The sequence below is a fragment of the Antribacter soli genome, from assembly GCF_021568775.1.
GTDB classification, from domain to species: domain Bacteria; phylum Actinomycetota; class Actinomycetes; order Actinomycetales; family Cellulomonadaceae; genus Antribacter; species Antribacter soli.
This window is the reverse complement of sequence record NZ_JAKGSG010000029.1, coordinates 212,867-237,612: the sequence shown is the minus strand read 5'-3', so window position 1 is coordinate 237,612 and position 24,746 is coordinate 212,867. Positions and strand designations below refer to the sequence as shown.

General features: G+C 74.6%; 26 protein-coding genes. 18 read left to right on the top strand and 8 right to left on the bottom strand.

From position 1 onward, the window contains the following. Positions 1–31 precede the first annotated feature (31 nt). The 3 genes from L1785_RS10730 to L1785_RS10720 all read left to right on the top strand — a co-directional run bounded on the left by L1785_RS10730 (position 32) and on the right by L1785_RS10720 (position 4,000). Positions 32–2,005 (top strand): ABC transporter ATP-binding protein, encoded by a 1,974-nt coding sequence (locus L1785_RS10730; protein WP_236089251.1) that lies wholly within the window; start codon positions 32–34, stop codon positions 2,003–2,005. Between the two features lie 77 nt (positions 2,006–2,082). Next, the gene (locus L1785_RS10725; protein WP_236089250.1) at positions 2,083–3,327 is read left to right on the top strand and encodes an MFS transporter; all 1,245 of its coding nucleotides are present in this window, start codon (positions 2,083–2,085) and stop codon (positions 3,325–3,327) included. Position 3,328: 1 nt separating this feature from the next. Next, entirely contained in the window at positions 3,329–4,000 is a 672-nt protein-coding gene (locus L1785_RS10720; protein ID WP_236089249.1) for an HAD-IA family hydrolase, read from the top strand. Between the two features lie 140 nt (positions 4,001–4,140). Here the strand turns inward: L1785_RS10720 and L1785_RS10715 are convergent, their stop codons facing one another. Continuing rightward, entirely contained in the window at positions 4,141–4,905 is a 765-nt protein-coding gene (locus L1785_RS10715; RefSeq protein ID WP_236089248.1) for an SDR family oxidoreductase, read from the bottom strand. A gap of 114 nt (positions 4,906–5,019) precedes the next feature. On the opposite strand from L1785_RS10715, the gene L1785_RS10710 reads away from it, so the two are divergent. Next, the gene (locus L1785_RS10710) at positions 5,020–5,856 is read left to right on the top strand and encodes a helix-turn-helix transcriptional regulator (protein WP_236089247.1); all 837 of its coding nucleotides are present in this window, start codon (positions 5,020–5,022) and stop codon (positions 5,854–5,856) included. 1 nt (position 5,857) lies between these two features. Here L1785_RS10710 and L1785_RS10705 read toward each other — a convergent pair whose 3' ends face one another. Next, positions 5,858–6,265 (bottom strand): type II toxin-antitoxin system VapC family toxin, encoded by a 408-nt coding sequence (locus L1785_RS10705; RefSeq protein ID WP_236089246.1) that lies wholly within the window; start codon positions 6,263–6,265, stop codon positions 5,858–5,860. Next, a complete protein-coding gene (locus tag L1785_RS10700) occupies positions 6,262–6,519 on the bottom strand; it encodes a type II toxin-antitoxin system Phd/YefM family antitoxin (protein ID WP_236089245.1) in 258 nt (85 codons plus the stop codon). The genes L1785_RS10705 and L1785_RS10700 overlap by 4 nt, the downstream gene beginning before the upstream one ends. Before the next feature lie 70 nt (positions 6,520–6,589). Between L1785_RS10700 and L1785_RS10695 the strand changes: the two genes are divergently transcribed. The 3 genes from L1785_RS10695 (at position 6,590) to L1785_RS10685 (ending at position 11,074) form a co-directional block, all read left to right on the top strand. After that, the gene (locus tag L1785_RS10695; protein WP_236089244.1) at positions 6,590–6,991 is read left to right on the top strand and encodes a YchJ family protein; all 402 of its coding nucleotides are present in this window, start codon (positions 6,590–6,592) and stop codon (positions 6,989–6,991) included. 29 nt (positions 6,992–7,020) lie between these two features. Beyond that, complete coding sequence (locus L1785_RS10690) at positions 7,021–7,962, top strand: cation diffusion facilitator family transporter (protein ID WP_236089243.1); 942 nt, start codon at positions 7,021–7,023, stop codon at positions 7,960–7,962. A gap of 217 nt (positions 7,963–8,179) precedes the next feature. Next, positions 8,180–11,074, top strand: a complete 2,895-nt coding sequence (locus tag L1785_RS10685; protein WP_236089242.1) for a hypothetical protein — start codon at positions 8,180–8,182, stop codon at positions 11,072–11,074. A 258-nt stretch (positions 11,075–11,332) separates the two neighbouring features. Here the strand turns inward: L1785_RS10685 and L1785_RS10680 are convergent, their stop codons facing one another. Then, positions 11,333–11,980 carry a sigma-70 family RNA polymerase sigma factor gene (locus tag L1785_RS10680; protein WP_236089241.1) on the bottom strand — a complete coding sequence of 216 codons (648 nt, stop codon included), beginning with the start codon at positions 11,978–11,980 and terminating at the stop codon, positions 11,333–11,335. Positions 11,981–12,238: 258 nt separating this feature from the next. On the opposite strand from L1785_RS10680, the gene L1785_RS10675 reads away from it, so the two are divergent. Continuing rightward, a complete protein-coding gene (locus L1785_RS10675) occupies positions 12,239–13,063 on the top strand; it encodes a TrmH family RNA methyltransferase (RefSeq protein ID WP_236089240.1) in 825 nt (274 codons plus the stop codon). Between the two features lie 9 nt (positions 13,064–13,072). Here the strand turns inward: L1785_RS10675 and L1785_RS10670 are convergent, their stop codons facing one another. Beyond that, a complete protein-coding gene (locus L1785_RS10670) occupies positions 13,073–13,564 on the bottom strand; it encodes a DUF4188 domain-containing protein (protein WP_236089239.1) in 492 nt (163 codons plus the stop codon). Positions 13,565–13,650: 86 nt separating this feature from the next. On the opposite strand from L1785_RS10670, the gene L1785_RS10665 reads away from it, so the two are divergent. From L1785_RS10665 to L1785_RS10630, 8 genes are all read left to right on the top strand, one after another. Next, positions 13,651–14,325: a MerR family transcriptional regulator gene (locus L1785_RS10665; RefSeq protein WP_236089238.1), complete on the top strand. Its 675-nt coding sequence runs from the start codon at positions 13,651–13,653 to the stop codon at positions 14,323–14,325. A gap of 61 nt (positions 14,326–14,386) precedes the next feature. Next, positions 14,387–15,298, top strand: a complete 912-nt coding sequence (locus L1785_RS10660; RefSeq protein ID WP_236089237.1) for a universal stress protein — start codon at positions 14,387–14,389, stop codon at positions 15,296–15,298. A 111-nt stretch (positions 15,299–15,409) separates the two neighbouring features. Then, entirely contained in the window at positions 15,410–16,351 is a 942-nt protein-coding gene (locus tag L1785_RS10655; RefSeq protein ID WP_268915134.1) for a siderophore-interacting protein, read from the top strand. A 75-nt stretch (positions 16,352–16,426) separates the two neighbouring features. Beyond that, complete coding sequence (locus tag L1785_RS10650) at positions 16,427–17,287, top strand: alpha/beta fold hydrolase (protein WP_236089235.1); 861 nt, start codon at positions 16,427–16,429, stop codon at positions 17,285–17,287. After that, positions 17,280–17,873, top strand: a complete 594-nt coding sequence (locus tag L1785_RS10645; protein ID WP_236089234.1) for a TetR-like C-terminal domain-containing protein — start codon at positions 17,280–17,282, stop codon at positions 17,871–17,873. The genes L1785_RS10650 and L1785_RS10645 overlap by 8 nt, the downstream gene beginning before the upstream one ends. Positions 17,874–17,942: 69 nt before the next feature. After that, a complete protein-coding gene (locus tag L1785_RS10640; RefSeq protein ID WP_236089233.1) occupies positions 17,943–18,272 on the top strand; it encodes an ArsR/SmtB family transcription factor in 330 nt (109 codons plus the stop codon). Continuing rightward, the gene (locus tag L1785_RS10635; protein ID WP_236089232.1) at positions 18,269–18,763 is read left to right on the top strand and encodes an SRPBCC family protein; all 495 of its coding nucleotides are present in this window, start codon (positions 18,269–18,271) and stop codon (positions 18,761–18,763) included. The genes L1785_RS10640 and L1785_RS10635 overlap by 4 nt, the downstream gene beginning before the upstream one ends. A gap of 139 nt (positions 18,764–18,902) precedes the next feature. Then, a complete protein-coding gene (locus L1785_RS10630; protein WP_236089231.1) occupies positions 18,903–19,760 on the top strand; it encodes a class I SAM-dependent methyltransferase in 858 nt (285 codons plus the stop codon). Positions 19,761–19,772: 12 nt separating this feature from the next. Here L1785_RS10630 and L1785_RS10625 read toward each other — a convergent pair whose 3' ends face one another. From L1785_RS10625 to fabG, 3 genes are all read right to left on the bottom strand, one after another. Further along, positions 19,773–20,345: a YbaK/EbsC family protein gene (locus L1785_RS10625; RefSeq protein WP_236089230.1), complete on the bottom strand. Its 573-nt coding sequence runs from the start codon at positions 20,343–20,345 to the stop codon at positions 19,773–19,775. 28 nt (positions 20,346–20,373) lie between these two features. After that, positions 20,374–20,913, bottom strand: a complete 540-nt coding sequence (locus L1785_RS10620; RefSeq protein ID WP_236089229.1) for a YbhB/YbcL family Raf kinase inhibitor-like protein — start codon at positions 20,911–20,913, stop codon at positions 20,374–20,376. A gap of 87 nt (positions 20,914–21,000) precedes the next feature. Next, positions 21,001–21,762, bottom strand: a complete 762-nt coding sequence (gene fabG, locus L1785_RS10615; RefSeq protein WP_236089228.1) for a 3-oxoacyl-ACP reductase FabG — start codon at positions 21,760–21,762, stop codon at positions 21,001–21,003. A 204-nt stretch (positions 21,763–21,966) separates the two neighbouring features. Between fabG and imuA' the strand changes: the two genes are divergently transcribed. Then, positions 21,967–22,974 carry a DnaE2-dependent mutagenesis accessory factor ImuA' gene (gene imuA', locus L1785_RS10610; protein WP_236089227.1) on the top strand — a complete coding sequence of 336 codons (1,008 nt, stop codon included), beginning with the start codon at positions 21,967–21,969 and terminating at the stop codon, positions 22,972–22,974. After that, positions 22,971–24,743 (top strand): Y-family DNA polymerase, encoded by a 1,773-nt coding sequence (locus L1785_RS10605; protein WP_236089226.1) that lies wholly within the window; start codon positions 22,971–22,973, stop codon positions 24,741–24,743. The genes imuA' and L1785_RS10605 overlap by 4 nt, the downstream gene beginning before the upstream one ends. Positions 24,744–24,746: the final 3 nt, after the last annotated feature.

Below are 24,746 nucleotides of genomic sequence, written 5' to 3'. Positions count from 1 at the left end.
GGGTGTCCCGCAAGGCACAGGAGGAGGCGGCATGAGCGCGGAGAAGCAGACGGCGTCGGCCATCCCGCCCCGGCCCCGCGGGCCCCTGGGCGGCCCCATGGGCGCCATGGGCATGCCGAGCGAGAAGGCGATGGACTTCCGGGGCTCGCTGCGGCGGTTCGCCGGGATGCTGCGCCCCGAGCGGGCGAACGTCGTGCTGCTGACGGCGGCCGGCGTCCTGTCCGTGGCGCTGTCCGTCATCGGCCCGAAGCTGCTCGGCGACGCGACGAACATCATCTTCGAGGGCGTCGTCGGCCGGATGCTCCCGGCCGGGGCCACCCAGGCGCAGGCCGTCGAGGGCCTGCGGGCGCAGGGCCAGGACCGGCTGGCCGACATCCTTGCCGCGATGGAGAACGTGGTGCCCGGCCAGGGCGTCGACTTCGGGGCGCTGGCCACCACGCTCGGCTGGGTGATGGCGGTGTACCTGGGCGCGTTCCTGTTCGGCTGGCTGCAGGCCCGCGTGACCACCGGCGTGGTGCAGCGGACCATGCGCAGGCTGCGCGATGACGTCGAGGCGAAGCTGCACCGGATCCCGCTGTCCTACGTGGACGCCCACCAGCGCGGCGAGATCCTGTCGCGCGTCACCAACGACATCGACAACGTCGCCCAGACCACCACGCAGTCGCTCGCGCAGCTCGTGACCTCGCTCCTGACCGTGGTGGGCGTGCTCGCGATGATGTTCTGGATCTCGCCGCTGCTGGCGCTCGTGGCGCTCGTGACCGTGCCGCTCTCGGTCGTCGTGACCGCGCAGATCGCGAAGCGGAGCCAGCCGCAGTTCATCGCGCAGTGGGCGGCCACGGGCCGGCTGAACGCGCACATCGAGGAGTCGTTCACCGGGCACACGCTCGTCAAGGTGTACGGCCACCAGGAGGCTGCCGAGGCGCGGTTCGCGACGGAGAACGACGCGCTCTACGGGTCGTCGTTCCGGGCGCAGTTCATCTCCGGCATCATCCAGCCGGCGATCGGCTTCCTGTCCAACCTCAACTACGTGGTGGTGGCGGTGGTCGGTGGCCTGCGGGTGGCGTCGGGCTCGCTGTCGCTGGGCGACGTCCAGGCGTTCATCCAGTACTCGCGACAGTTCACGCAGCCGCTCATGCAGGTGGCGTCCATGATGAACCTGCTGCAGTCCGGGGTGGCGTCGGCCGAGCGGGTGTTCGCGCTGCTCGACGCGCCGGAGCAGTCGGCCGACCCGGCGCCGGGCGCGCTGCCGCAGCCGGTGCGCGGGCGCGTCGTGTTCGAGGACGTGTCGTTCTCCTACACGCCGGACGCTCCGCTCATCAGCGGGCTGTCGCTCACCGCCGAGCCGGGGCAGACCATCGCGATCGTGGGCCCCACCGGTGCCGGCAAGACGACGCTCGTGAACCTGCTCATGCGGTTCTACGAGGTGGACGGCGGGCGCATCACGCTCGACGGCGTGGACACCCGCGAGATGACGCGGCCCGAGCTGCGCTCGTCGATCGGCATGGTGCTGCAGGACACCTGGCTGTTCAAGGGCACGATCGAGGAGAACCTGCGGTACGGGGCGTCGGGCGAGGTGCCCGAGGAGGAGTTCCTCACGGCTGCGCGGGCCACGCACGTGGACCCGTTCGTGCGCACCCTGCCCGACGGGTACGCGACGGTCGTGGACGAGGAGGGCGCGTCGGTGAGCGCCGGCGAGAAGCAGCTCCTCACCCTGGCGCGTGCGTTCCTCGCCGACCCGGCGATCCTCGTGCTCGACGAGGCGACGTCGTCCGTGGACACGCGCACCGAGGTGCTCGTGCAGGAGGCGATGAACCGGCTGCGCCAGGGGCGCACGTCGTTCGTCATCGCCCACCGCCTGTCCACCATCCGCGACGCCGACATCATCCTCGTGATGGAGCACGGCGACATCGTGGAGCAGGGGACGCACGAGGAGCTGCTCACGGCGGGCGGCGCCTACGCGCGGCTCTACCGGAGCCAGTTCGCGGCGCCGCTCGACGCGGCCTGACCCGGAGGCCCCGGCGGCGCGGGCGTGTGACCGGGATCTCGCCGGGCGCACCTGGCGGCTCGTGTGAGCATTGTCGGGTGACATTCGACGCGTACCGGGGGGTGCTGCGGCTCGCCCCCGCGCGTCGCCTCCTCCTGCTCATGATGGTCGCGCGCGTGCCGCACACTGCCGCCGCGCTCGTCCTCGCCCTGCACGTGGTGGAGGGGCTGGGCCGCTCCTACGGGGAGGCAGGCCTGGTCGCGGCCGTCCTGACGGTCGGCATCGCCGTCGGCTCGCCGTGGCGCGGCCGCCTGCTCGACCGGATCGGCCTGCGTCGCACGCTCGTGCCGTCGATCCTCGTCCAGGCAGTCGCCTGGCCGGTCATGGGTCTCGTCGACTACGCCTGGCTCTTCCCCGTCGTCCTCGTGGCGGGCCTGTTCGAGCCGCCGGTGTTCGCGCTGTCGCGCACGTCCCTGACGGTCCTCGTCCCGACGGAGCAGCGCCGCACCGCGTTCGCGCTGGACTCCATCCTGACCGACCTCGTCTACATGGTCGGCCCGGCCGCGGCCACGCTGGCCGCGACCCGTGCCGGCACCCAGCCGGTGCTGGTCGTGGTCGGCCTCGCCACGACGGCCGCGTGCCTCATGCTCTGGGTGACGAACCCGCCGGTCAAGGCGGAGCCGGTAGCGGCGACGGCGCCCGACGCCGCGACGGCGGAGGCCTGCGACCTGCCGCCGTCCCGGCGGCCCGTGTGGGCCGAGCCGGGGCTGCTCCTCCTGCTCGCGGGGTCGTTCGTCGCGATGTTCGCCATCACGGGAACCGACGTGGGCCTGCTGGCCGCGCTGCGCGAGGCGGGCGAGCTGCCCGCACTGGGCGTCGTCTACTTCTGGTGGTGCGCCGGGTCCGTCGCGGGCGGGCTGCTCTACGGGGCATGGCACCGGTCGGCGAACCCGATGTGGCTGCTGGTGCTGCTCGGCGTGGTGACGGTGCCGGTCGCGGTCGGCGGGTCGGTGTGGTCCTACTCCGTCCTCGTGCTCGTGGCAGGCCTGGCGTGCGCGCCCGTGCTGACGGCGCTCACCGAGGCGATCTCCCACCGCGTACCCGAGACGCGCCGCGGCGAGATCATGGGCTTCCAGGGGTCGGCGTACACCATCGGCACGGCGGCGGGCGCACCCCTGTGCGGCTACGTGATCGACACCGTGGGGCCGTGGGGCTCGTTCGTCACGGTCGGCGTGGTCACCGTCGCGGTCGGGCTCGCGGGGGCGGCCGTGCTGCGCCGCGCGCGGGCTGCGCGGGAACTGGTTGCGGACGCGGCGCCGCCGGACCCGGTGCTACGTTCCTGACATGCCGCTCGTCCTGCCCTGCGCCGCAGTCCTGTTCGACAACGACGGTGTGCTGGTCGACTCGAAGGCGGCCGGAAACATCGCCTGGACCCGGTGGTCGCACGCGCGCGGGCTCGACCCGGCCGCGGTGCTGACGGGCGTCCACGGGCGGCGGTCCCGCGAGACGGTGGCGCTGTTCCTGGCCGCCGACCTGGTGGACGAGGCGACCGCCGAGATCGACCTCCTCGAGCTGGGCCAGTCCGGCACCACGATCGCGGTCCCCGGGGCGGCGGTCCTCATGGGCGCCATCCCCGACGTCGCGCGGGCGCTCGTGACGTCGGCGTCGCGGGACCTCGCGGTGACCCGGCTGAGGGCCGCGGGCGTGCCCGTCCCGGCGACGGTCGTCGCGGCGGAGCACGTCAGCGCGGGCAAGCCCGACCCGGAGCCGTACCTGCTCGCGGCGCAGCGCCTCGGCGTCGACCCGTCGGCCTGCGTGGTGCTCGAGGACAGCGACAACGGGATCCTGTCCGCCCGCGCCGCGGGCGTCGGCGCCGTCCTGGGCGTGAGCGCTTCCGCCGTGGGACTGGGGTGCGACGCCGTGGTGCGCGACCTGTCGGGAGTGCGCTGGACGGGCGCCGGCCTGGAGCTGGAGCCAGAGCTGGAGCGGAGCCCGGAGCCGGTGCGCACGACCTGAGGACTTACGTCACCCACGACGACCGACATCTGGGCCGCGCGGCCCGGCGTATGAGCGGCTGGTCGCCGCAGCCGCGGCAGCTCGGGTTGCCGATCATGCGACGAACTACCGATCACGGGACAACAGCCCGGTGAGCGTCGTCAGCGGGCCGCCGCGTGCGGGTCCGCCGCGTTCAGTGCCGCGACCACCTGGCCGTAGTCCCCGCGCGCCTCGCTGTACCAGAGGAACTTCACGCGGTCGACGAGGATCTCCTGCGCGTCGGGCTGGGCCTCCAGGAGGCCGATCACCTCGTCGGCGAACTCGTCGAGCGGCATGGCGAACGCGCTCTCCTCCTGGCCGGGCAGCAGCGACGTGCGGACGGCCGGCGGGACGAGCTCCGTGACCTTGACGCTCGTTCCCTCGAGCTGGAGCCGCAGCGACTCGCTGAGCATGTGGATCGCCGCCTTGGTCGCGTTGTACGTGGGCGTGACCTTGAGCGGCGCGAACGCCAGGCCGGACGACACGGTGACGATCGTCGCGTCCGGGCGGGACCGCAGGTGCTCGACGAAGGCTGCGACCAGACGGATGGGTCCGAGGAGGTTCGTCGTGACGATCTCCTCCGCGTCCGTGAGGAAACCGGGGGAGCGCCAGTCCTCGACCCGCATGATGCCGGCCATCGCGACCAGCACGTTGAGGTCCGGGTAGCGGGCCACGACGTCGGCGGCCGCCTCGCGGACCGACGTCGGGTCCGCGGTGTCGATGCGGACCGTCCCGAGGCCGTGCTCGGCGGCGATCCGGTCGAGCAGCTCGGCGCGGCGGCCGCCCACGACCACCGTGTTGCCCTTCGCCTGCAGGCGAAGCGCCAGGGCCAGGCCGATGCCGCTCGTCGCGCCGGGGATGAAGACGGTGTTTCCGGTGATGTTCATGCCTCCACCCTGCGTGCAGGAGGCAGCGCGCGGGAGAGACCTCGTCATCCAGGGATCGCCGGTCCCTGGCTCCGGTCTGGCTGCCGGGCCGGGGCGCGGCGCACCATGGGACGCATGAACCGTGCCGCCCTCGCCGACTTCCTGCGCCGTCGCCGGGAGGCGCTGCAGCCCTCCGACGTCGGGCTCGTGCCGGGGCCGCGCCGTCGCACCGCAGGCCTGCGCCGCGAGGAGGTCGCGGCGCTCACGGGCATGTCCGTCGACTACTACGCGCGCCTGGAGCAGCAGCGCGGCCCGCAGCCCTCCGAGCAGATGCTGTCGGCGCTGGCTCGGGCGTTGCGCCTGTCCGCCGACGAGCGGGACTACGTGTACCGCCTCGCCGGCCACGGCGTGCCGCGGCGCACCGCCCTCGACGCCCACGTGGCGCCCGCGCTGCTGCGTGTCCTCGACCGGCTCGAGGACACCCCTGCCCTCATCCTGTCCGCCGTGGGGGAGACGCTCGCGCAGAACCGGCTTGCCGCCGCGATCTTCGGCGACGCGGCGGGGCTCACCGGCATGGGCCGGAGCAGGGTGTACCGGTGGTTCACCGACCCGGCGTCCCGTGACGTCTACCCGCCGGAGGACCACGAGCGACACGCCCGCACCCAGGTCGCCGCGCTGCGCGCCGCGTACGGGAACCTCGGCCCGGCGTCGCGGGCGGGCGAGATGGTCCGGGCGCTGCTGGGCTCGTCGGCGGAGTTCCGGGAGCTGTGGGACCGGCACGAGGTGGCACGCCGTTACGAGGACCACAAGGTGCTCGTGCACCCTGAGGTGGGGCGGATCGAGGTCGACTGCCAGGCACTGCTGACCGAGGACCAGTCCCAGGTGCTCCTTGTGCTCACGCCGGCACCCGGCAGCGAGGCGGAGGAGAAGATCCGCCTGCTGGCGGTGCTGGGCCAGCAGACGTTCGCGTAGGTCAGGCGAACGGGTTGAAGACAGCCGCCCCCGTGGCGGAGAAGTCCTTCTCGTTGCGGGTGGCCACGGTGAGGCCGTGCTCGATCGCCGTCGCGGCGATCAGCGAGTCGACGCCGGGGAGCGGCCGGGCCGCGTTGATCGCCGCCCACCGGACGGCGACGGCGTGCGTGACCGGGAGGATGCGGTCGGCATAGGTCTGCTCGAGGCCCGAGACCCAGTCGTCGAGAGCGCGCGCCCGCGCGGAGTCCCGTCGTCCGAGGCGCAGGATGCCCGTGCGGAGCTCGCCGACGGTCAGCACGGACAGGAAGATCTGCTCGGTGCGCAGGCCACGGAGCCACGTGGTGACGTGCTGGTCGGGCTCCTTGCGGCGGATCTCCGAGATGACGTTCGTGTCGACGAGGAACGTCATACGAGCTCGCCGAGCTCGGCTTCCCGCATGGGCGTCCGGTCGCGCTCGATCTCCAGGTGCTGGGTGACCGGTCCGTGCAGCAGGTAGTCGGCGAGCTCGACGCGGGGACTGGCGAGCTGGTGGTAGGAGTCGATGCTCAGGACGACCGCCACCTCCTCGCCGTGCCGCGTGATGATCTGCGGGCCGTCCGTCGTCGCCTCCCGAAGCACCTCGCTGAAGCGCTGCTTCGCCTCCTGCACCTGCCATGCCGTCATGCGCCACCTCCTTCTGGACAGTCTAGACAGACTACGCCTCGCGCGTCGAGGTAGGTGCGAGGATCGGCGCGTGCTCGACTCCGACCGCTGCCCCTGCCTGTCCGGCGACACCTACGGCGACTGCTGCGGGCGCTACCACCACGGGCTCGGCGGCGGGGTGACCGCACCCACGGCGGAGGCGCTGATGCGCTCGCGGTACTCGGCGTTCGCCGTCGGCGACCGGGGCTACCTCCTCGCGACCTGGGCGCCCGCGACCCGCCCCACGTCGCTCGACCTGGACGACGACACCGAGTGGCGCGGGCTCGAGATCCTGCGGACCGAGGCGGGCGGCCCGTTCGACAGCGCCGGCGTCGTCGAGTTCGTCGCCCGGTACCGTGACCCGGGGACGCGACGCGGCGCGCTCCACGAGACGAGCCGCTTCATCCGCGACCAGGGTCGCTGGTTCTACGTGGGCGGCGACGTCGAGGCTTAGCATCGCGATGTGAGGAACGGTACGGGCTGATGGGCGCTGGGCACGGTCACGCCGGGCACGACCACGGGGTCTCCGGTCAAGGCGCCGCCGACCACCGCGGGCGTCTCGCCGTCGCGCTCGGCATCGGAGCGGCGGTCCTCGTCGCGCAGGCCGTCGGTGCGCTGATCACGGGCAGCCTTGCGCTGCTCGTGGACACGGCGCACGTCCTGGTGGACGTCGCCGGGCTCGCCATGGCGTTCGCGGCGGCGTGGCTGGTGCGGCGTCCGGCGTCGGCCCGGCGGACGTGGGGCCTGCGGCGGGCCGAGGTGCTCGCGGCCCTCGCCCAGGCCGCGATCCTGCTCGCCGTCGGGGTGTACGTGCTGGTGGAGGGCGCGCGCCGGCTGCTCGTTCCGCCGGACGTGCCCGCGACCGAGCTCGTGGTGTTCGGCGTGGTGGGCCTGGCCGGCAACGTGGCGGCGCTGCTGGTCCTGTCGGGCGCCCGGTCGGAGAGCCTGAACCTGCGGGCGGCGTTCCTGGAGGTCGCGAACGACGCGCTGGGGTCCGTCGGCGTCATCGTCGCGGCAGTCGTCATCGCGACGACAGGCTGGCAGCGGGCCGACGTCGTCGCGGCGCTGCTGATCGGCGTGCTGATCCTGCCGCGGGCGACGGTGCTGCTGAAGGACGCCACGGCGGTGCTGCTGGAGTCCACGCCACCCGGCCTGGACCTCGACGACGTCCGCGCCCACCTGCTGCGGCTCGACCACGTCGAGTCCGTGCACGACCTGCACTCGTCCCTCATCGCCACCGGCCTGCCGGTGCTCACGGCGCACGTCGTCATCGCCGACGACTGCTTCCTGGACGGCCACGCCCCGAAGATCCTCGACGACCTGCAGCAGTGCGTCGCGAGCCACTTCGACGTCGCGGTGGAGCACTCGACCTTCCAGCTCGAGCCGGCGGGCCACGCCGACCACGAGGCGCCCTCCCACGTCTGAGGGGTCCGTGCTCGTCGTCGCCGACCAGGACGTGGGTTGCGGGATCGGTGCTGTTTCCGCAACCCAGGTCCTGTTCGGCCCGGGGCAGTGACTCGGCGATCCGGCGAGGCAACTGCGGGTGAAGCCGCCGTGGCGCCGCGCGGGGGGACGTCCCGACACTTACGGTGAACCGGGGACATTTCACCCAGCCATCGGTACCTCAGGGAAGAGGCACGCAATGGATCACGCGAGCACAGCGCCGACCGTCCTCGAGCTGCGCATCCACGGCGTCGCGAACACGCCCCCGCACGGCACGCTGGACCTGCCGGCGGCCGAGGTCGTGCAGTCGGACGGCGACGCCCTCGGCAGCTTCTGGACCCTCACGCCCGAGGCGGCGGCCCGTGACCGTGCCCTGCCACCCGGCGACGTCCACGCCCTGCGGCCCGACGTCCGTCGCGAGGCCTACAGCTGGGGCGCCATGGCCCGCCTGGGCGGCCTGCCGCTCGGTGGTGCGGTCGGCGCGGTCGTGCGGATCGGCATCCGGGTGCTCTGGGCGGCGATCGTGCCGTTCGGCCTCGCGAACGTCGCGTACTGGGCCAGGCGCGTCCCGCCGCCCGACGCCGGAGCGCACCCCGCGCGGCCGGCCTCGCCTCACGCGGGGCCCGGCAGGCGGGGGGCCGTGCTCCCGGAGGCGACCGCCGCGCTGACCCGCCTGTTCGCGCTCGCCCTGACGCTGCTGCTGGCGGCGGCCGCATCGACGGTCGTGCTCTCGACCGTCGGGACGGAGTGCATGCGGGCCGGGGGGCCGGACGTCGTCCTCGTCTGCGATCAGGTCCCTGACGCGCTGTACGGACTGGCGCGGATGGATCACGGTGACCGGCTCGGCGTCCTGTCGCTCGTGCCGGTGGTGCTCGTGCTGGCGCTCGTCCTGGTGGCGCGCAGCGGACAGGTGCGGTTCGACGACAAGTACTCCGCGGTGCGCGCGGGCCGGACGTCGGGAGTGACGTGGGGCGCCCCGCTGCTGCGGGCCGGTTTCTGGACGGTCCGCGCCGCCGGCGGGTCGGTGCTGTGGGCACACCTCGGCGCGACCCTCGGGCTGACCGCCGTGCTGCTCACCTGGATCGACGGCCGCAGCGCGACCGGCACTGCCGTGGCGTGGACCGGGGCGGGCGTCATCGCCGCCGCGGCCGCCCTGGTCTCGCTGCGCACGGACGACGACGGCGTCGAGGTGGTGCCGCCGCCGTGGAAGCCGGTCGCCTCGGTCGTGGTGTTCGTCGCCGGCGCGGGCACGTGGGCGATGGCCTGGGCGGTGTCGGCGCGGGCCGCGACGCCCGACGTCGTGCGCCTGGTCGGCATCGAGGTGGTCCCCGCGCTGCTCGGAGCCGTGCTCGTCGGGATCGGTGCCAGCGCCCTCGTGTGGCGCTCGGCGGGCCGCCTCGCGACGCTGTGGGGCGCCGTGCCCGCCGTGGCCGTGGCCTGCGTCGCCGCCCTGACGCTCGAGCCGTCGCTGTCCGCGAGCACGCGGACGGTCCTCGTCCTGGTCGCGGTCAGCGCCCTCGTGGTGCCGACGCTCGCGGCCGCGGTCACCGCCGTGGCCGGCCGGCGTCCGGCGGAGGGCTGGGCGGGGGCCGGCCCGGGCGTGCTGCTGCTGTCCTCGGCGGCGACCGCCGCCGTGTACTCGAGCCTCGCCGTGCTCGGAACCCAGTGGTGGCTGCGCGGCGGCGTGGCCGACGGGACGGGCGAGGCGGGGGACGTGGCCGGCGGCGGGCTGTACGTCCCCGTGCCGCGCGACCTGCCCGACCGGCCAGACCTGTACGTCCCCCCGGTCTTCACCGAGTTCGGCGCGGCGACAGTCGTCGTGCTCGGTCTGTTCGTGGTGCTCGCGCTGATCGCCGTCGCCCCGGCCGTGGTGGACCTGGCGCGGGGCCGCCGCCTGATCCCGGTCGCGCCGCGCACGGAGGTCGCGGAGTCCGGCCCGGCCTCGCTCGTGCAGCCCGACCTCGACGGGCTGGTCGCCGACGCGGCGGCCGGCGGCGACGCGCCGGCAGGGCAGCGGATCCTGCGTGCCCGCCTCGCCGCCGCCCTCGCGCACCGCGCCGAGGTGGGCGTCGGCGCGCTCGCGGTCGCGGCCTGGCTCGCCCTCACCCTGACGATCCCGCTGCGGACGCCGGACGACCCGACGACCGGCGTCGCCGACGCGCCCGCCCTCCTGGTGGACCTGGCGGTCCCTGCGCTCGGCGTCGTCGCTGTCGCGCTCCTCGCGAGCGCCCTCGTCGGCGCGACCGAGAGCCACGCCCGGCCGTGGGGACTGCTGTGGGACCTGATGTGCTTCCTCCCGCGCAGCGCGCATCCGTTCGGCCCGCCCAGCTACGCCGGCCGGGCCGTCCCCGAGGTGCGCTCGCGGGTCGACTCCTGGCTCACCGCGACCGACCTGCCCTCGGGCCCCGCGCGGGAGGCGGCCGCAGTGAGTCGCCGCGTGGTGCTCTCGGCGCACTCCATGGGCGGGGTCCTCGCGGCCGCGGTGGTGCTCATCCGGGCGGGCAACCCGGTGACGGCCCCGGCCGGCACGACGCAGGACGGCACGACGCCGGACGGCACGGCCGTGCCCGTGCGCGACCCGCGCGTGGGCCTGCTGACCTACGGGGTGCAGCTGCGGCCGTACTTCGGCCGGTTCTTCCCGGAGCTGCTGGGCCCGTCGGTGCTGGGCACGCCGGCGTGCACCGGGCCCGCGTGGACGGGCGACCCGTGGGGCGCGCAGGTGGAGGCACCGGAGCCGCCCCCTACCCCCGGGCGGGGGACGCTGCTCGGCCTGCTCACGCCCGGACCCGGGGAGTTCCCGGCCGGCACCGCGGCCGCTCCGGCGCGGCCCGCCTGGGTCAACCTCTGGCGCCGTACGGACTTCCTCGGCTTCCCTGCGCACGGCTACGGCGAGAACGCCGTCGACCGAGGGGCGGAGGAGGTCGACCGCGGGGCGTACCTGTTCGAGATCGCGGCGCACACCGGCTATCCGCGGTCCTGGGCGTACCACCGGGCGTTCGACGACGTTGCCCGCGTGATCGGCGTCCCCGACCCCGCGCAGGACGCGGATCGCCCGGGCGACGGCGTGCTCGGGCGGGCCGGGACGCGAGGGTGACCGGTCCGGCGTCGGGCCCGGCCTGGCTGAGAGAGCGGGCGGCCCGCGGGGCCGGTGGCATCGTTGCCTCCGGTCCCGCGGGCGGCGCCCAGAGCACGGAAGCGGCCCGCTGTCGTCGTTGACCGCGGGTCCTTCCGTGCCCGGTGGTGCGCGCGCCCCTGCCGGCGCGCCCCCGGGCCCCCGTGCCGATGTCCTGCGCCGGTCCGCCGTCAGTCAGGGGTGACGGTGGTCCGGCCAGATGGCGGCGCGAGGTACGTGTCAGGCTGCGGCCGGTGCGAGCGGCGCAACCACGTGGCGGAGTCGCGCGAGGGCGATCTCGAGGATCTGGCGGACGCGCTCGCGCGTGACGCCGAGACGGCGGCCGATCTCGTCCAGCGAACGGACCGTTCCGTCGAGGAGCCCGAAGCGGAGCTCGAGGACCCTGGCCTCAAGCGCGTCGAGGTGCGCGAGAGCCTGGTGGACGCGGCGGCGCACGAGGCTGAGCCGCTCCGGGTCGGGGGAGTCGGTGGTGACGGTCGCGTAGGCGTCGGAGGCGTGGCTGCTCGCGGCGATCGCGCGGGCGATGGAGCGACGGATCCAGCGGCGGGCGTAGGCGGTGAAGCTGCCGCGTGCCGGGACGTACGACTCGACGGCGCGGACGAGGCCGAGGCTGCCCTCCTGGAGGAGGTCGGCGAACGGCATGCTGTCGGCATAGGTGGCCGCGACGTCCGGGACGAGGCGGAGGTGGGCGAGCACGAGCCGCTCCCGCGCGCTTTGCCCGTCCTTGACGCGGACCTCAAGCTTCAGGCGGAGCGAGTTGGAGACGGCGGTGGCGGCCAGCGTTCCGGCCGCGGCGTGGCCGTCGGCGATGCGGGCCAGGAGGAGGGACTGCTCGACGGCGGAGAGCGTCGGCGTGCGCTCGATCATTGCCGCGTAGTCCTGGGGTAAGGCGGGGAGGGGATGGGGATGGCTGCCGCGACGTGAGCGGGGTGCCCGGGTGGATCTCATGGTGGTTCTCCTCGTCGGGATGCGGTACTTGGGTTCATTGCGGGGCGGTGCCTCTTTTGCCGGGAGCAGGATGGATGTTCCCTTGTCTGGAGAATATTGACACGAGGGCCGGTATGGGAAGAGTCAAGTTTTCGCTGAGAGTGATCACGGGCCGATCACGGCTGGGATGATCGGGCGGTGAACCACCTGGACGTCGTCCGCATCGACGACCCCGCCGACGACCGTCTCGCCGACTACCTGCGCCTCACGGACGTCGCGCTGCGCTCCAAGCACGAGCCCGCCAAGGGCCTCTACATCGCCGAGAGCTCCACCGTGATCCGGCGGGCTCTGGCCGCCGGCCACGCGCCCCGCTCGTTCCTCATGGCGGAGAAGTGGCTCGCGTCGATGTCCGACGCCGTGCCGGCGGGCGTGCCCGTCTACGTCGCCGACGAGGAGGTGCTCCAGGCGATCACCGGGTTCCACCTCCACCGCGGCGCCCTCGCCGCGATGCACCGGCCGCTGCTCGTGCCCGTGCACGATCTGCTCGCCGCCGCCCGCGACGGCGCCGGGGCGCGGCGTGTGGCCGTGCTCGAGGACATCGTCGACCACACGAACGTCGGGGCGATCTTCCGGAGCGCCGCAGCGCTCGGGGTCGACGCCGTCCTCGTCTCGCCGCGCTGCTCCGACCCCCTGTACCGGCGGTCGGTGCGCGTCTCCATGGGGACGGTGTTCCAGGTGCCGTGGGCGCGCCTCGAGTCGTGGCCCGGTGGCCTGCACGCGCTGCAGGAGGACGGCTTCACCGTGGCGGCGCTCGCCCTGTCGGAGGACGCCGTCTCCCTCGACGACCTCGTCGCCGACCCGCCCGAGCGGCTCGCGCTCGTGCTCGGCACCGAGGGCCACGGGCTGTCCCGCGGGGCGGTCGAGGCGGCCGACCTCGTCGTGAAGATCCCGATGGCCGGGGGAGTGGACTCCCTCAACGTCGCGGCGGCGTCGGCCGTGGCGTTCTGGGCGACGCGCGTCTGAGGCGAGCTCTCACGAGGCCGGGCCGGCCGTGCTGCGGATCCGCTCGCGGGCCGTGCGGCCGCGGCGGGTCGCCGGGATGCTGCCGGTGGCGCGAGCGAGACCGAACGGCGTCGGCGCGTCCCCGTAGAGGCTCTCGTGGCCGCCGGCCGGGACGGCGTACGTCTCGTGCCAGATGGTGACGGCGCCCGGCACCTTCTTGGCGCGCCGGTAGAAGGCGAGCCAGGCCGGCCGGTGAGCGTGGTCGTCGGCGTTCGCGTAGCGGTAGATGTCTTCCACGCTGCGCCAGTACTGGATCGTCGTGACGCCGCGCAGGTCGGCGTCGACCGTGGTGCGCGCGTGCAGGAAGCCCGACGAGGGGTCCTTCCACAGCTCGCGCAGCATCGGTCCCATCGCGGCGAACGCGGGGAGCCAGCCGTCGGGGCGCCAGGGCCGGTTGACCCGGGCGCCGATGAGGAAGACGGCGAGGTCGCCGTCGTGCAGGTGCGTCGTGAGCTCGGTCATGGCGGGGCTCCCTGGGCTATTGGATAGTTGGACTCTCCATTATTGGGTAGTGCTACTCTCCAATGTCAAGACCCGAGGAGGAACCAATGCGGATCTCGGCGCTGGCCGAACGGACGGGCGTGCCCGTCGCGACCCTGAAGTACTACCTCCGCGAGGGCCTGCTGCCCCCGGGCGCCGCCACGGCCAGGACCCAGGCGCAGTACGACGAGACGCACGTCGAGCGGGTGCGGCTCGTCCGAGCGCTCATCGAGTCCGCCTCGCTCAGCCTCGCCGGGGTGCGGCAGGTGCTCGCCGCCCTCGACGACCCGCCCGCCTCGTGGCACGACCTCCTCGGCGCCGCGCAGCACGCGCTCCTCATGGACGAGGACCAGCGCGCCGGGAGCTCCCGTCCGTCCGGGGACCAGCCCGACCCGTGGGTCGATCGCGCCACGCGCCTCGTCCGGTCCCGCGGCTGGGACTGCGACGAGTACGACACGCTCGTCCAGCGCCTCGGCGACCAGCTCCGCGCCGCCGACGCGGCCGGCGTCGTCTTCACCGACGACCTCCTGGACGCGTACGCGCGCGGCTGCGAGACGATCGCCGCCGCCGACGTCGCCTCGGTGCCGGAGGGTGCGGCCGCCGCGATGCGGCAGGTCGTGGTCGGGACGCTCCTCGCCGACCCCGTGATCCTGACCATGCGGCGCCTCGCGCAGCAGCACGCGAGCGCTGAGGTGGCGGGCGCCTCCGGCGAGGGCGGCACGGCGAGCGCCACCCCGGGGTGAGGTTGGCGCCCCCGAGGACGCTCGGCTTCCGTGCGGACCGGTGGTGGGCGACGATGGGAGGGTGACCGTCGTCGTCGTCGGGTACGACGCGTCGCCCGCGAGCGACGCCGCCCTCGCCTGGGCTGCGCGCGAGGCCGGGCGGCTCGCGCGACGCACGCCGGTAACCGTGCAGGTCGTGTACGTGCGCGACATGAACGACACCCACCTCGACGCCCGCCCCCACGACGAGGTCACCGGGATCGGCGCGTGGTCGCTCGTCGAGAGGGCGGCCGCGCGGGTGCGTGACCTCGCCGGTTCAGCGGTCACCGTCGAGTCGTTCGTCGAGTACGCGTCGCCTGCCGCCGCCCTCGTGGGGTTCTCCGACGGCGCGGACCTCGTCGTGGTCGGCTCGACGCCCCGCGGCGCACTGCGCGAGGAGCTGCGCGGGTCGTGCGTCCTGCAGGTCGCCGCGCATGCCCGCTGTCCCGTGGTGGCGGTCCCGGCGTCGGAGGTCGAAGCCTCCGCCGAGGGCTCGCTGCCCGGGGAGCAGGATGTGACGGCGGAGCCCCGGCCCGTCGTCGTCGGGTACGACGGGTCGGCCCCCGCCGGTGTCGCCATCGACCACGCCGCCGACGCGGCGCTCGCGGCCGGCCTGCCGCTCCGGGTCGTGGTCGCGTGGTGGACGGGCCCGATGGAGTGGGCCGAGTCGTACGCCGTGGCGATGCAGCCCCGGGCCGCGGCCGAGGCGGCCGCGGAGCGGACGCTCGCCGAGGCGTTCGGACGCGTCGAGGAGCGGGTGGTCGAGGGCCTGGTGGTGGACGGTCTGCCGGTCGAGGGGCGGCCGGTGGACGTGCTCACGGCCGAGTCCGAGCACGCCGACCGCCTCGTCATCGGAACGCGCGGCCGTGGCGGCTTCGCGGCGCTCGTCCTGGGGTCGGTGACGCACACGCTGCTGCGGACGGCGTCCTGCCCGGTGGTGGTGGCGCGAGCGTAGGTTGTGATCCGTCCCACGTCTCGAAGCGTTACGAAGGCTCGGCGAAGTTAGGTTAGGCTCACCAGCGTGACGACTCAGAGCGAGCAGGTCCGGACCGAGCAGCCGTGGCGGATGTTCGACGTCCACGTGTCGCGCGTGACGCGCCTGTGCCCGTCCTTCGTGCGGATCACCTTCACCGGCGACGACCTGGACCGGTTCGCGGACAACGGCCGTGACCAGCGCATCAAGTTCGTCCTGCCGGCGCCGTGCGGCGGCTGGGACGACCTGGTCCGGGACGACCCGGACTGGTTCACGGCGTGGCGTGAGCTGCCCGACGAGCGTCGTAACCCCCTGCGGACGTACACGGTGCGTTCGGTTCGGCAGCGCACGCGCGAGGTCGACGTCGACGTGGTGCTGCACGGCGACTCGGGTCCGGCGTCGCGCTGGGCGCTGGGCGCTGCCCCGGGTGAGCCGCTCGTTCTCATGGGCCCGAACGCGGCGTTCGACGGGCCGCACGGTGGCGTGGAGTTCGCTCCGCCGTCGCGCAGCCACGCGCTGCTGCTGGCCGGCGACGAGACGGCCGTCCCCGCGATCACCGCGATCTGCGAGTCCCTGCCCGAGGACGCCGTGGGCGAGGTGTTCCTCGAGGTTCCGCACCCGGAGGACGGCTGGGCGCTCGAGGCCCCGGAGGGCGTGCGCGTGCACTGGCTGGCCCGCGACGGCCGCGAGCACGGCGAGGTCCTGGTCCCGGCCGTGCGGGCAGCGGCGGACCGGCTGCTGGCGATGGGCGTCCGGGCGTCGGCAAGCGAGACGGCGCCTGTCGCGCTGACGGCCGCGGGGGTCGACCTGTCGTCCGAGCCGGCCGACATCGACGTCGACCACGAGATCCTCTGGGAGGTGCCGGTCGGTTCCGACGGGCGTCCGCTGGTGCAGGACACGGTGCTGTACGCGTGGTTCGCCGGCGAGGCGGGTGTCATCAAGACGCTGCGCCGGTACCTGGTGAGCGAGCGCGGCGTGGACCGCAAGTCCGTCGCGTTCATGGGCTACTGGCGCAAGGGCCGCAGCGAGATCTGATCGTGCGAAGAGGCCCGGGGCGAACCGCCCCGGGCCTCTTGCGCCCCAGTGGCTAACGGTATTAGCCTAAGGGCTATGACGACTCGCTTCCTTGACCGGCCCGACGGCCGCCTCGCCTACCACGTCACCGGCCCCGACGACGCCCCGCTCGCCGTGGCCCTGCACGGCATGGGTGCCAACCGCCACGCGTTCCGCCTGCTCGCGCCGGCGCTGGTCGAGGCCGGCTTCCGGGTCGCGAGCCTGGACCTGCGCGGCCACGGGGAGTCCACGGCCGTGTGGCCCGCGTACGACGCCGAACGGGTCGCCGAGGACGCGATCGCCCTCGTGCACGAGCTGGGCGGGGGCCCGGCGGTGCTCGTCGGCAGCTCCGTCTCGAGCGGCGCCGTGACGTTCGCCGCCGCCCGGTCGCCGCAGGACGTCGCGGGCATCGTGCTCGTGGGCGCCACGACGATCCAGCGTCCGATGAACCCGGTCATGCGCCTCGCGTTCTGGGCGGTCACCCACAGCGTCACCTTGTGGGGCACCTTCTACCGGAGCCTGTTCAAGGCGGGCCGTCCCGCGGGCTTCGCCGACGACACGGCCGGCCTGCTGCGCCAGCTCCGCGAGCCCGGCCGCCTGCACGCCGTGGCCGCCGTGCTCGAGCCCACCTCCGTCTGGTGGGCCGACGGCCCGGCCGCCGAGGTGACCTGCCCCGTGCTCGTCGTCATGGGCACGCGCGACCCGGACTTCAAGGACGCCGCGGCCGAGGCGCGCGCCGCCGTCGGCGCGTTCACCGGCACCGAGGCCCAGCTTCTGCTCGTCCAGGGCGCCGGCCACTACCCGTTCCTCGAGACCCCCGACGAGGTCGGTCCGGCGATCGCGGCCTTCGCCGTCGGCGCGCCGGCCGCGGGGGTCGACGCCTCCCCGGAGGCCGTGCCGGGCGACCCGCGTGGCTAGGGCCGGGCTGTCGCCACGGGCCGTCGTCGACGCGGCGATCGCCGTCGTGGATGCCGACGGTCCCGCCGCTCTCACGCTCGCGGCGGTGGCCGCGCGCACGGGCGTGGCGACGCCGTCGCTGTACAAGCACGTGGCCGGCCTGGGGGAGCTGCGCACCCTGGTGTCGCTGCGCGTCCTGGAGGAGGTCGGCGAGGTCGTCAACGCCGCCGCGGTCGGCCGGTCCGGCGACGCCGCGGTGGCGGCGGTCATGCAGGCCTGGCGGCGCTACGTGCTCGACCATCCGCGCCGTTACATGCTCCTGCCTCTCGCTCCCCACGCGGACCCGATGCTCGAGGCGGCGGCGAAGCGACTCCTCGAGGTGTTCTTCGCGGTCCTGGCCGGTTACGGGCTCGGGGGAGCGGACGCCGTCCACGCGATCCGCCGCCTCCGGGCCGCCGTGCACGGCTTCGCGTCGCTCGAGGCGGCCGGCGGCTTCGCCATGGCGGAGGACGTCGGCACGAGCTTCGACGGCCTGGTCGAGATGGTCGTGGCGAGCCTGCGCCCGCCGGGCGACCAGGCGCACCCGGCCGTCGTCGGACGGCGTTGACGCCTGCTGTGGCCCGTGCTGTACTTAACCAAATCATCAATTAACCGAAGGGTTGAGGAAGGAGTCGTCGTGGCGGACGACGACACGCTGAGCGTCACCTTCGCGGCGCTCTCCGACCCGACGCGGCGTGCGATCTTGGCGCGGCTCCGCCAGGGCGAGGCGACAGTGGGCGAGCTGGCGGCGCCGCACGCAATGAGCCTGCCCGCGATCTCCCGGCACCTGAAGGTGCTCGAGCGGGCGGGGCTCGTCAGCAAGGGCCGCGAGGCGCAGTGGCGGCCTTGCCGGCTGGACGCGGCGCCACTGCGCGAGGTCGACGAGTGGCTGCGGGGCTACCGCGCGTTCTACGAGAACCGGATCGACAGGCTGGCGGCGCAGCTGGCCGACGAGGAGGAGTCATGACGACGACCACCGACCGCGGGTTCACGCTGACCCGCGTCCTGCCCGCCCCGCGCGCCGCCGTCTACGCGGCCTGGACCGAGCCCGAGCGCCTGCGCTGGTTCGCGGGCGTGGAGCGAGGCGTCGACTTCGAACCGAGCGTCAACCTGCGGGTCGGCGGAGCGTGGCGCGTCCACCTGTACCAGCCGGACGGCGTCGACTACTTCACCGGCGGCGTGTACCGCGAGATCGTGCCGGGGGAGCGGCTCGTGTTCGCGTGGGGTGCCGTCGGCGGATGGCCCGCCCTCGACCCGGGTCGGCTCGACGAGGTGCCCCTGATCACGGTGACGTTCGCAGACGCGACGCTTCCCGGCGGCCGCACGGGGACGGAGATGACAGTGGCGTTCGGGTTCGCGGAGTCGGTCACCGCCGAGGAGGTCGAGCGGTGGTTCGGGCTCGGCGTCCGCGCGGGCATGAGCGCCACGCTCGACCGGCTGGCCCCGGCACTCGCCTGACGGATGGCCGCGCCCCCGATCTGGCGGACCTGCAGGAGCGGCTGGAGGTCGCCGTGACGGGCCGGGTCGCGCCCGAGAGCTGACGCCCGCACCCTGTGCTGTGGGGTGGCGGCGTACCGTGGACACCGAGGTGAGGGCCATGGGCAAGGACGCCGAGAGCACACCGGGAGCGACAGATCCGGCCGTCTGGAACGAGCTCTGGCCGGCGCTCTGGCGCCGGCACGGTGACCGGCTCGAAGCCATGGACGGTCCCCCGGGCGCGGCGATGCTGCGCGCCGCCGTGCTCCGGACCGGAGAAAGGGTGCTCGACGTCGGATGCGGCGCGGGCAGCTCCACCGTCGACGCGGCGCGCCAGGTCGGGCCGGCCGGGGAGGTCGTCGGGGTCGACGTTTCGGCGCCGATGATCGAGCTCACCCGGGCGAGGGCGCGTGCGGCGTCGCTGGACAACGTCTCGCTGGTGGTGGCGGACGCGCAGACCCACGATTTCGGGCAAGGAGCCTTCGGCGTCGTCATCAGCCGGTTCGGGACGATGTTCTTCGACGACCCGGTCGCCGGGTTCGCCAACCTTCGCCGCAGCCTTTGCCCTGGCGGCCGGTTGTCGATGGTCGTGACGCGGGAGCCGCGCGACGATCCGTGGCTGCGGACAGTCCTGGCCGCCGTCGAACCTCACGTCGGAGCGGACGACATCGGCGAGGTCGAGAGCTACGGGAGCTACTCGCTGGGTGAGGCGGCCCGGCTCGATCGCATCCTCTCCGAGGCCGGCTTTCGCGACATCGAGCGTCGGGCGGTCACGCTGCCGATCCGCATCGGATCCGACGTCGACGACGTCGTCACCTACCTGCTCGACGAGCCGGAGATCGAGGCGGTCCTGGCGCGGACGACCGGAGCCGAACGGTCGGACGCCCTCGCCGCACTCCGCGCGGCGCTCGTCCCCCATGCTGGTCCCGCCGGCGTCGTGATGGAGACCTCGGACTGGCTGGTGACCGCGCGCAGGTGAGGCGGCCCATGCTCAGCGCTCGACGCCCAGGTCCTCGATCACCTCGGCGCCCGGCATCGTCGCGAGCAGCGACCCGGGCATGAGCAGCTTCGAGCGCCGCACGCCGGACCCCATGAGCGCGAGGACGCCGTCGGCGTCGAAGCGCGAGTCGACGAGCACGCGCCAGCTCGCCGGCAGCCCCACGGGCGTGATGCCGCCGTACTCCATGCCCGACTCCTCGACCGCGCGGTCCATGGGCAGGAACGACGCCTTGCGAACGTCGAGCAGCTTGCGCACCCGCGTGTTGACGTCGGCGCGGGTGTGCGCGGCGACCACGACGGCGGCGATCCGTTCGTCCTCCCCGCGCCGGCCGGAGACGAGCACGCAGTTGGCGGACGCCTCCGGCGGCAGGCCGTGCACCTCGTTGAGCGTGGCGGTGTCCGCGTGGTCCGGGTCGATCTCGGTGACCGCGACCAGTCGTCCGACCCGCGGGTCGGCCGCCGCCCAGCTCGTCAGCGCGTCGGCGACCGGGGGCGCGACGAGGTCGAGACGGTCGAGGGCCGGCGCCCAGGCGAGGTCGCCGAGGGTGGGGAGCGTGAGGGTCATGCGGTGATGGTAGGTCCGGGCGGCGGGGTCAGCTGGTGCAGGTGACCATGAGGGTCGCGCGGGCCAGGGCGTGGAAGAAGACGTTGACCCCGACCTGCGCGTTCGTGGCGTCGGGCGTGAGGCCGCGTTCGGCGAGCGACGGCACGTCCAGGGCATGCACCGCGAAGATGTAGCGGTGCGGGTGGTCGCCGGCCGGCGGGCCGGCGCCCTCGTAGCCCGGCTCATGACCGTCGCTGGTCACGTGGAAGGCGCCCCCGGGCAGGCCGGAGCCGTCGGCGGCGCCCGCGTTCGTCGGCAGGGAGGTGACATTCGCCGGGATGTCGAGCAGGTTCCAGTGCCAGTAGCCCGACGGCGTCGGCGCGTCGGGGTCGTAGCAGCTCACGACGAACGACTGCGTCTCGGGCGGGAAGCCCGACCACGCCAGGGCGGGGGAGAAGTTCTTGTCGTGGGCGGTGTGCGTCTCGGGCATCCGCTCGCCGTCGACGAGGTCGGTGCTCGTCAGCGTGAAGGTCGCCGGGACGGGCAGCAGCGAGTAGGGGTCGGGAGGAAAGGGACGATCGAAGTCCATGGGCCCCACTCTGCCGAACCTGGCGCATCCTCGCCATGGTGGGCGGTACCCATCCCGGCGGCGGGTGTCCCGGTCGGCGGGCGCCCGTCAGGCCCGCGGCCCGCCGGCGACGTACAGCACCTGCCCGGACACGAACCCGGCCTCCTCCGAGCAGAAGAACGCGACCGCGGCGGCGATGTCCTCCGGCTGCCCGACCCGCCCCACGGGGACGTCCTTCGCCATACCGGCGAGGAAGTCCTCGAAGGAGACGCCGACGCGCTCGGCGGTCTCGCGGATCATGTCGGTGGCCACGACGCCGGGCGCGACGGCGTTCGCCGTGATCCCGAACTTCCCCAGCTCGATCGCGAGCGTCTTGGTGAAGCCCTGGATGCCGGCCTTGGCGGCGGAGTAGTTGGCCTGCCCGCGGTTGCCGAGCGCGGACGTGCTCGACAGGTTCACGACCCGCCCCCACCGCGCCTCGACCATGTGGGCCTGGACGGCGCGGGTCATGAGGAACGCGCCTCGCAGGTGCACGGAGATCACGGAGTCCCAGTCGTCCTCGGACATCTTGAACAGCAGGTTGTCGCGCAGGATGCCGGCGTTGTTCACGAGGATCGTCGGTGCGCCCACCTCGTCACGGACACGGGTCACGGCCGCCTCGACGGCAGCGGCGTCGGCGACGTCGACGCCGACGGCGAGCGCGCGTCCGCCGTCGGACACGATGTGGGCCGCGGTCTGTGCGGCCTGCTCCTCGCGGAGGTCGAGCACGGCGACGGCGTGGCCGTCGGCGGCGAGGCGCCGCGCCGTCGCGGCGCCGATGCCGCGAGCGCCTCCGGTGACGACGGCGACGCGGGGGGTGGTGGCGGTCATGCCGGGTCCTTTCGTCGGTGACGATCATCTTGCCGCCGTGCGGCGATCCAGGGGGTCCGGCGCGCTGCCGGCACCGCTGACCTGCACGGTTGACAGCGGGTGCCGGCGGGCGTGTACTGGTGGCGTGTCGAACACCCGTTCGAATAAGGATTCGGCACGATGCCAGACCGGTCACCACCGGCAGCACCATCGCTGGAGGGACGCATGACCGTCGTCGTACCCGGACGCCCAGCAGGCACCGACCGGCACGCGCAGGCGCACGCCGCCCTGAGGGCCGCGGAGCTGCGGACGGGCGTGCGGCGGGAGCGGCGCCAGCACACCCTGACGGTCGCGGCGGCGCCGGCGGCGCCGGCGCTCGTGGAAGCGGCGCCCACCAGGGAAGGCGCGCGCCCCCGCGTCCACCATCGGACGGACCACCAGGTCGCGCTCGCCGGCCGTCGCCTGCCCGTTCACCCGGGCCTCGCGCGGCTCCTGCCGGAGGGTGGGCTGACGACGGGCAGCACCGTCGTCGTGCGCGGCTCCACGACGCTGCTGCTCGCCCTGCTCGCCGAGGCGTCGCGGGCCGGGGCGTGGACCGCGATCGTGGGGCACCCCGCCGCCGGGCTGGCCGCCGCCGCGGACGCCGGGCTCGACCTCGACCGCACGGTGACCGTCCCAGCCCCCGGCCCGGACGCCCCGGCCGTGGTCGCGGCGCTGCTCGACGGCCTGGACGTCGTGGTGCTCGGGCCGCGCACGGCCCTGCTCGACGCCGACCGCCGTCGCCTCGTCACCCGCGCCCGCGAGCGGGGCGCCGTCCTGGTGGCGGTGGACGCGCAGCCCGGCGCCCACGTGGTGCTCGACACCCGCGCCGGCACCTGGTCCGGCCTCGACCACGGGTCGGGCTGGCTGCGCCGCCGCACCCTGACGGTGCGCCGCACGGGCCGCGGGGCCGCCGCACGCCCGGTCGAGATGGAGGTCGAGGTCCCGCTGCGGGCCGACGTCGTCGTGCCGGGCAGGGAGCACGCCACCCGTCCACGCCTGCACGTCGTCGGCGGCCGAGCCGCCTCTCTGTCCGCCGCGAGAAGGCCCTCAGGTATCGCTCCGACCCGGGTAGCGATACCCGAAAGCCTTCTCGAAGCGGACGTGGACGCGGACGCGGACGCAGCCAGGACCGGGGTCGCGGCCCTGACCGAGATCCCGGGCGGCGCCGGGATCTCGAGGATCGCCCGATGAGCCGCCGGAGAACGGCCGCCACCCGCACCGCCGTGCTCTGGGTGCCCGACTGGCCGGTCGTCGCGGCCCTCGCGGTGGCGGGGCTGGGCGTCCACGTCCCGGCCGCCGTCCTCGGCGGCGCCGCCGCGGGCGGGACGACCACGGGACAGCGGCTGGTCGCGGTGTCGGCGGTCGCCCGCGCGGCCGGGGTGCGGCGCGGGATGCGCCGCCGTCAGGCGCAGGAGCGCTGCCCGGAGCTGGTGCTCCTGCCCGCCGACGACGCCCGCGACGCCCGCGAGTTCGAGCCTGTCGCGGCGGCGGCCGAGACCGTCGTGGCCGGTCTGGAGATCTCCCGGCCGGGGCTGCTGCTCCTGCCCGCCGGCGGCGCGGCCCGCTACCACGGGTCGGAGGAGTCGCTGGCCCGCGCGCTGGTCGAGCGCGTCGGGCAGGCCACGGGCCACGAGTGCCAGGTCGGCGTCGCGGACGGCTTCCTCGCCGCTGTCCTCGCGGCCCGCGAGCACCGGGTCGTCGCCCTGGGCGCCTCCCCCACGTACCTCGCCCCGCGCCCGGTCGGCGACCTGCTGCACGCGGCCACGGGGGAGCAGGGTGGTGCCCGGGGGGCCGAGGCCGCCGCCGCGCGCACCGTCGCCGAGCTCGCCGACCTCTGGCAGCGCCTCGGCCTGCACACCCTCGGCGACCTCGCCGCCCTCCCCGAGGCGAGCGTCCACGCCCGTTTCGGCGACGCCGGTACGTGGGCACAGCGCCTGGCCCGCGGGGAGGACGTCCGGCCGCCGGCGCGCCGCCGTGTGGAGGGCGAGATCGTCGCTGAGCAGGAGCTGGACCCGCCCGCCGAGCGCGTCGACGTCGCGGCGTTCGCGGCCCGGCGACTCGCCGACGACCTGCACGACCAGCTCGCCCGTCACGGCCTGTCCTGCGGCCGGCTGCGCATCACGGCACGCGCCGTCGACCCGGTGACGGGCGAGTCGCGCACCCTGGAGCGCCTGTGGCGCACGGATGGTGCGCTCGGAGGCCTGAGCGCCGCCCGCATCACCGACCGGGTCCGCTGGCAGCTCGAGGGCTGGCTCACGGCGGGCGGGGCCGCGCCGATCGCGCACCTGGCCCTCGCCGCCGAGGAGATGTCGCCCGCGGGTGCGCTCCAGCCGCGCCTGTGGGGCCCGAGCGCGGGGGAGGACCTGCGCGCCCGCCGCGCCCTGGAGCGCGTCCAGGCGCTGCTCGGCGGTGACGCCGTCCTCACCGTCCGCCTCCAGGGCGGCCGCGACCCGCGCGACCGCGTCCAGCTCGTCCCGTTCGGCGAGGAGGCCCCGCCCGGGCGGGCGCCGGACCGCCCCTGGCCCGGGTCGCTGCCGGCGCCCGCCCCGGCGCTCGTGCTGCCCGAGCCGGTCCCGGCCGCCGTCGTCGACGACGCCGGCGCCCACGTCGTGGTCGACGTCCGCCTCGCCCTGAGCGGCGAGCCCGCCCGCGTCCTCCTCCCTGGCGCCGACGGCCTGCCTGGGGAAGTCCGCTTCGATCACGCGATTGCGCACCGTACGGCCGCCCTGACGGTGCACAACCGCGTGATCGAAGCGGACCTTGGCCCCGAGCGCGACTTCGGCGTCGGTAGCGAGGGCCGGGCCGTCACCGACTGGGCGGGGCCGTGGCCGGTGGCGGAGCGGTGGTGGTCGTCCGACGCGCGCCGGCGCGTCTTCCTGCAGGTGGTCCTCATGGACGGCCGCGGCCTGCTCCTGTCGGCGGCGCAGGGCGCGTGGCAGCTGGAGGCGGTCTATGACTGAGGT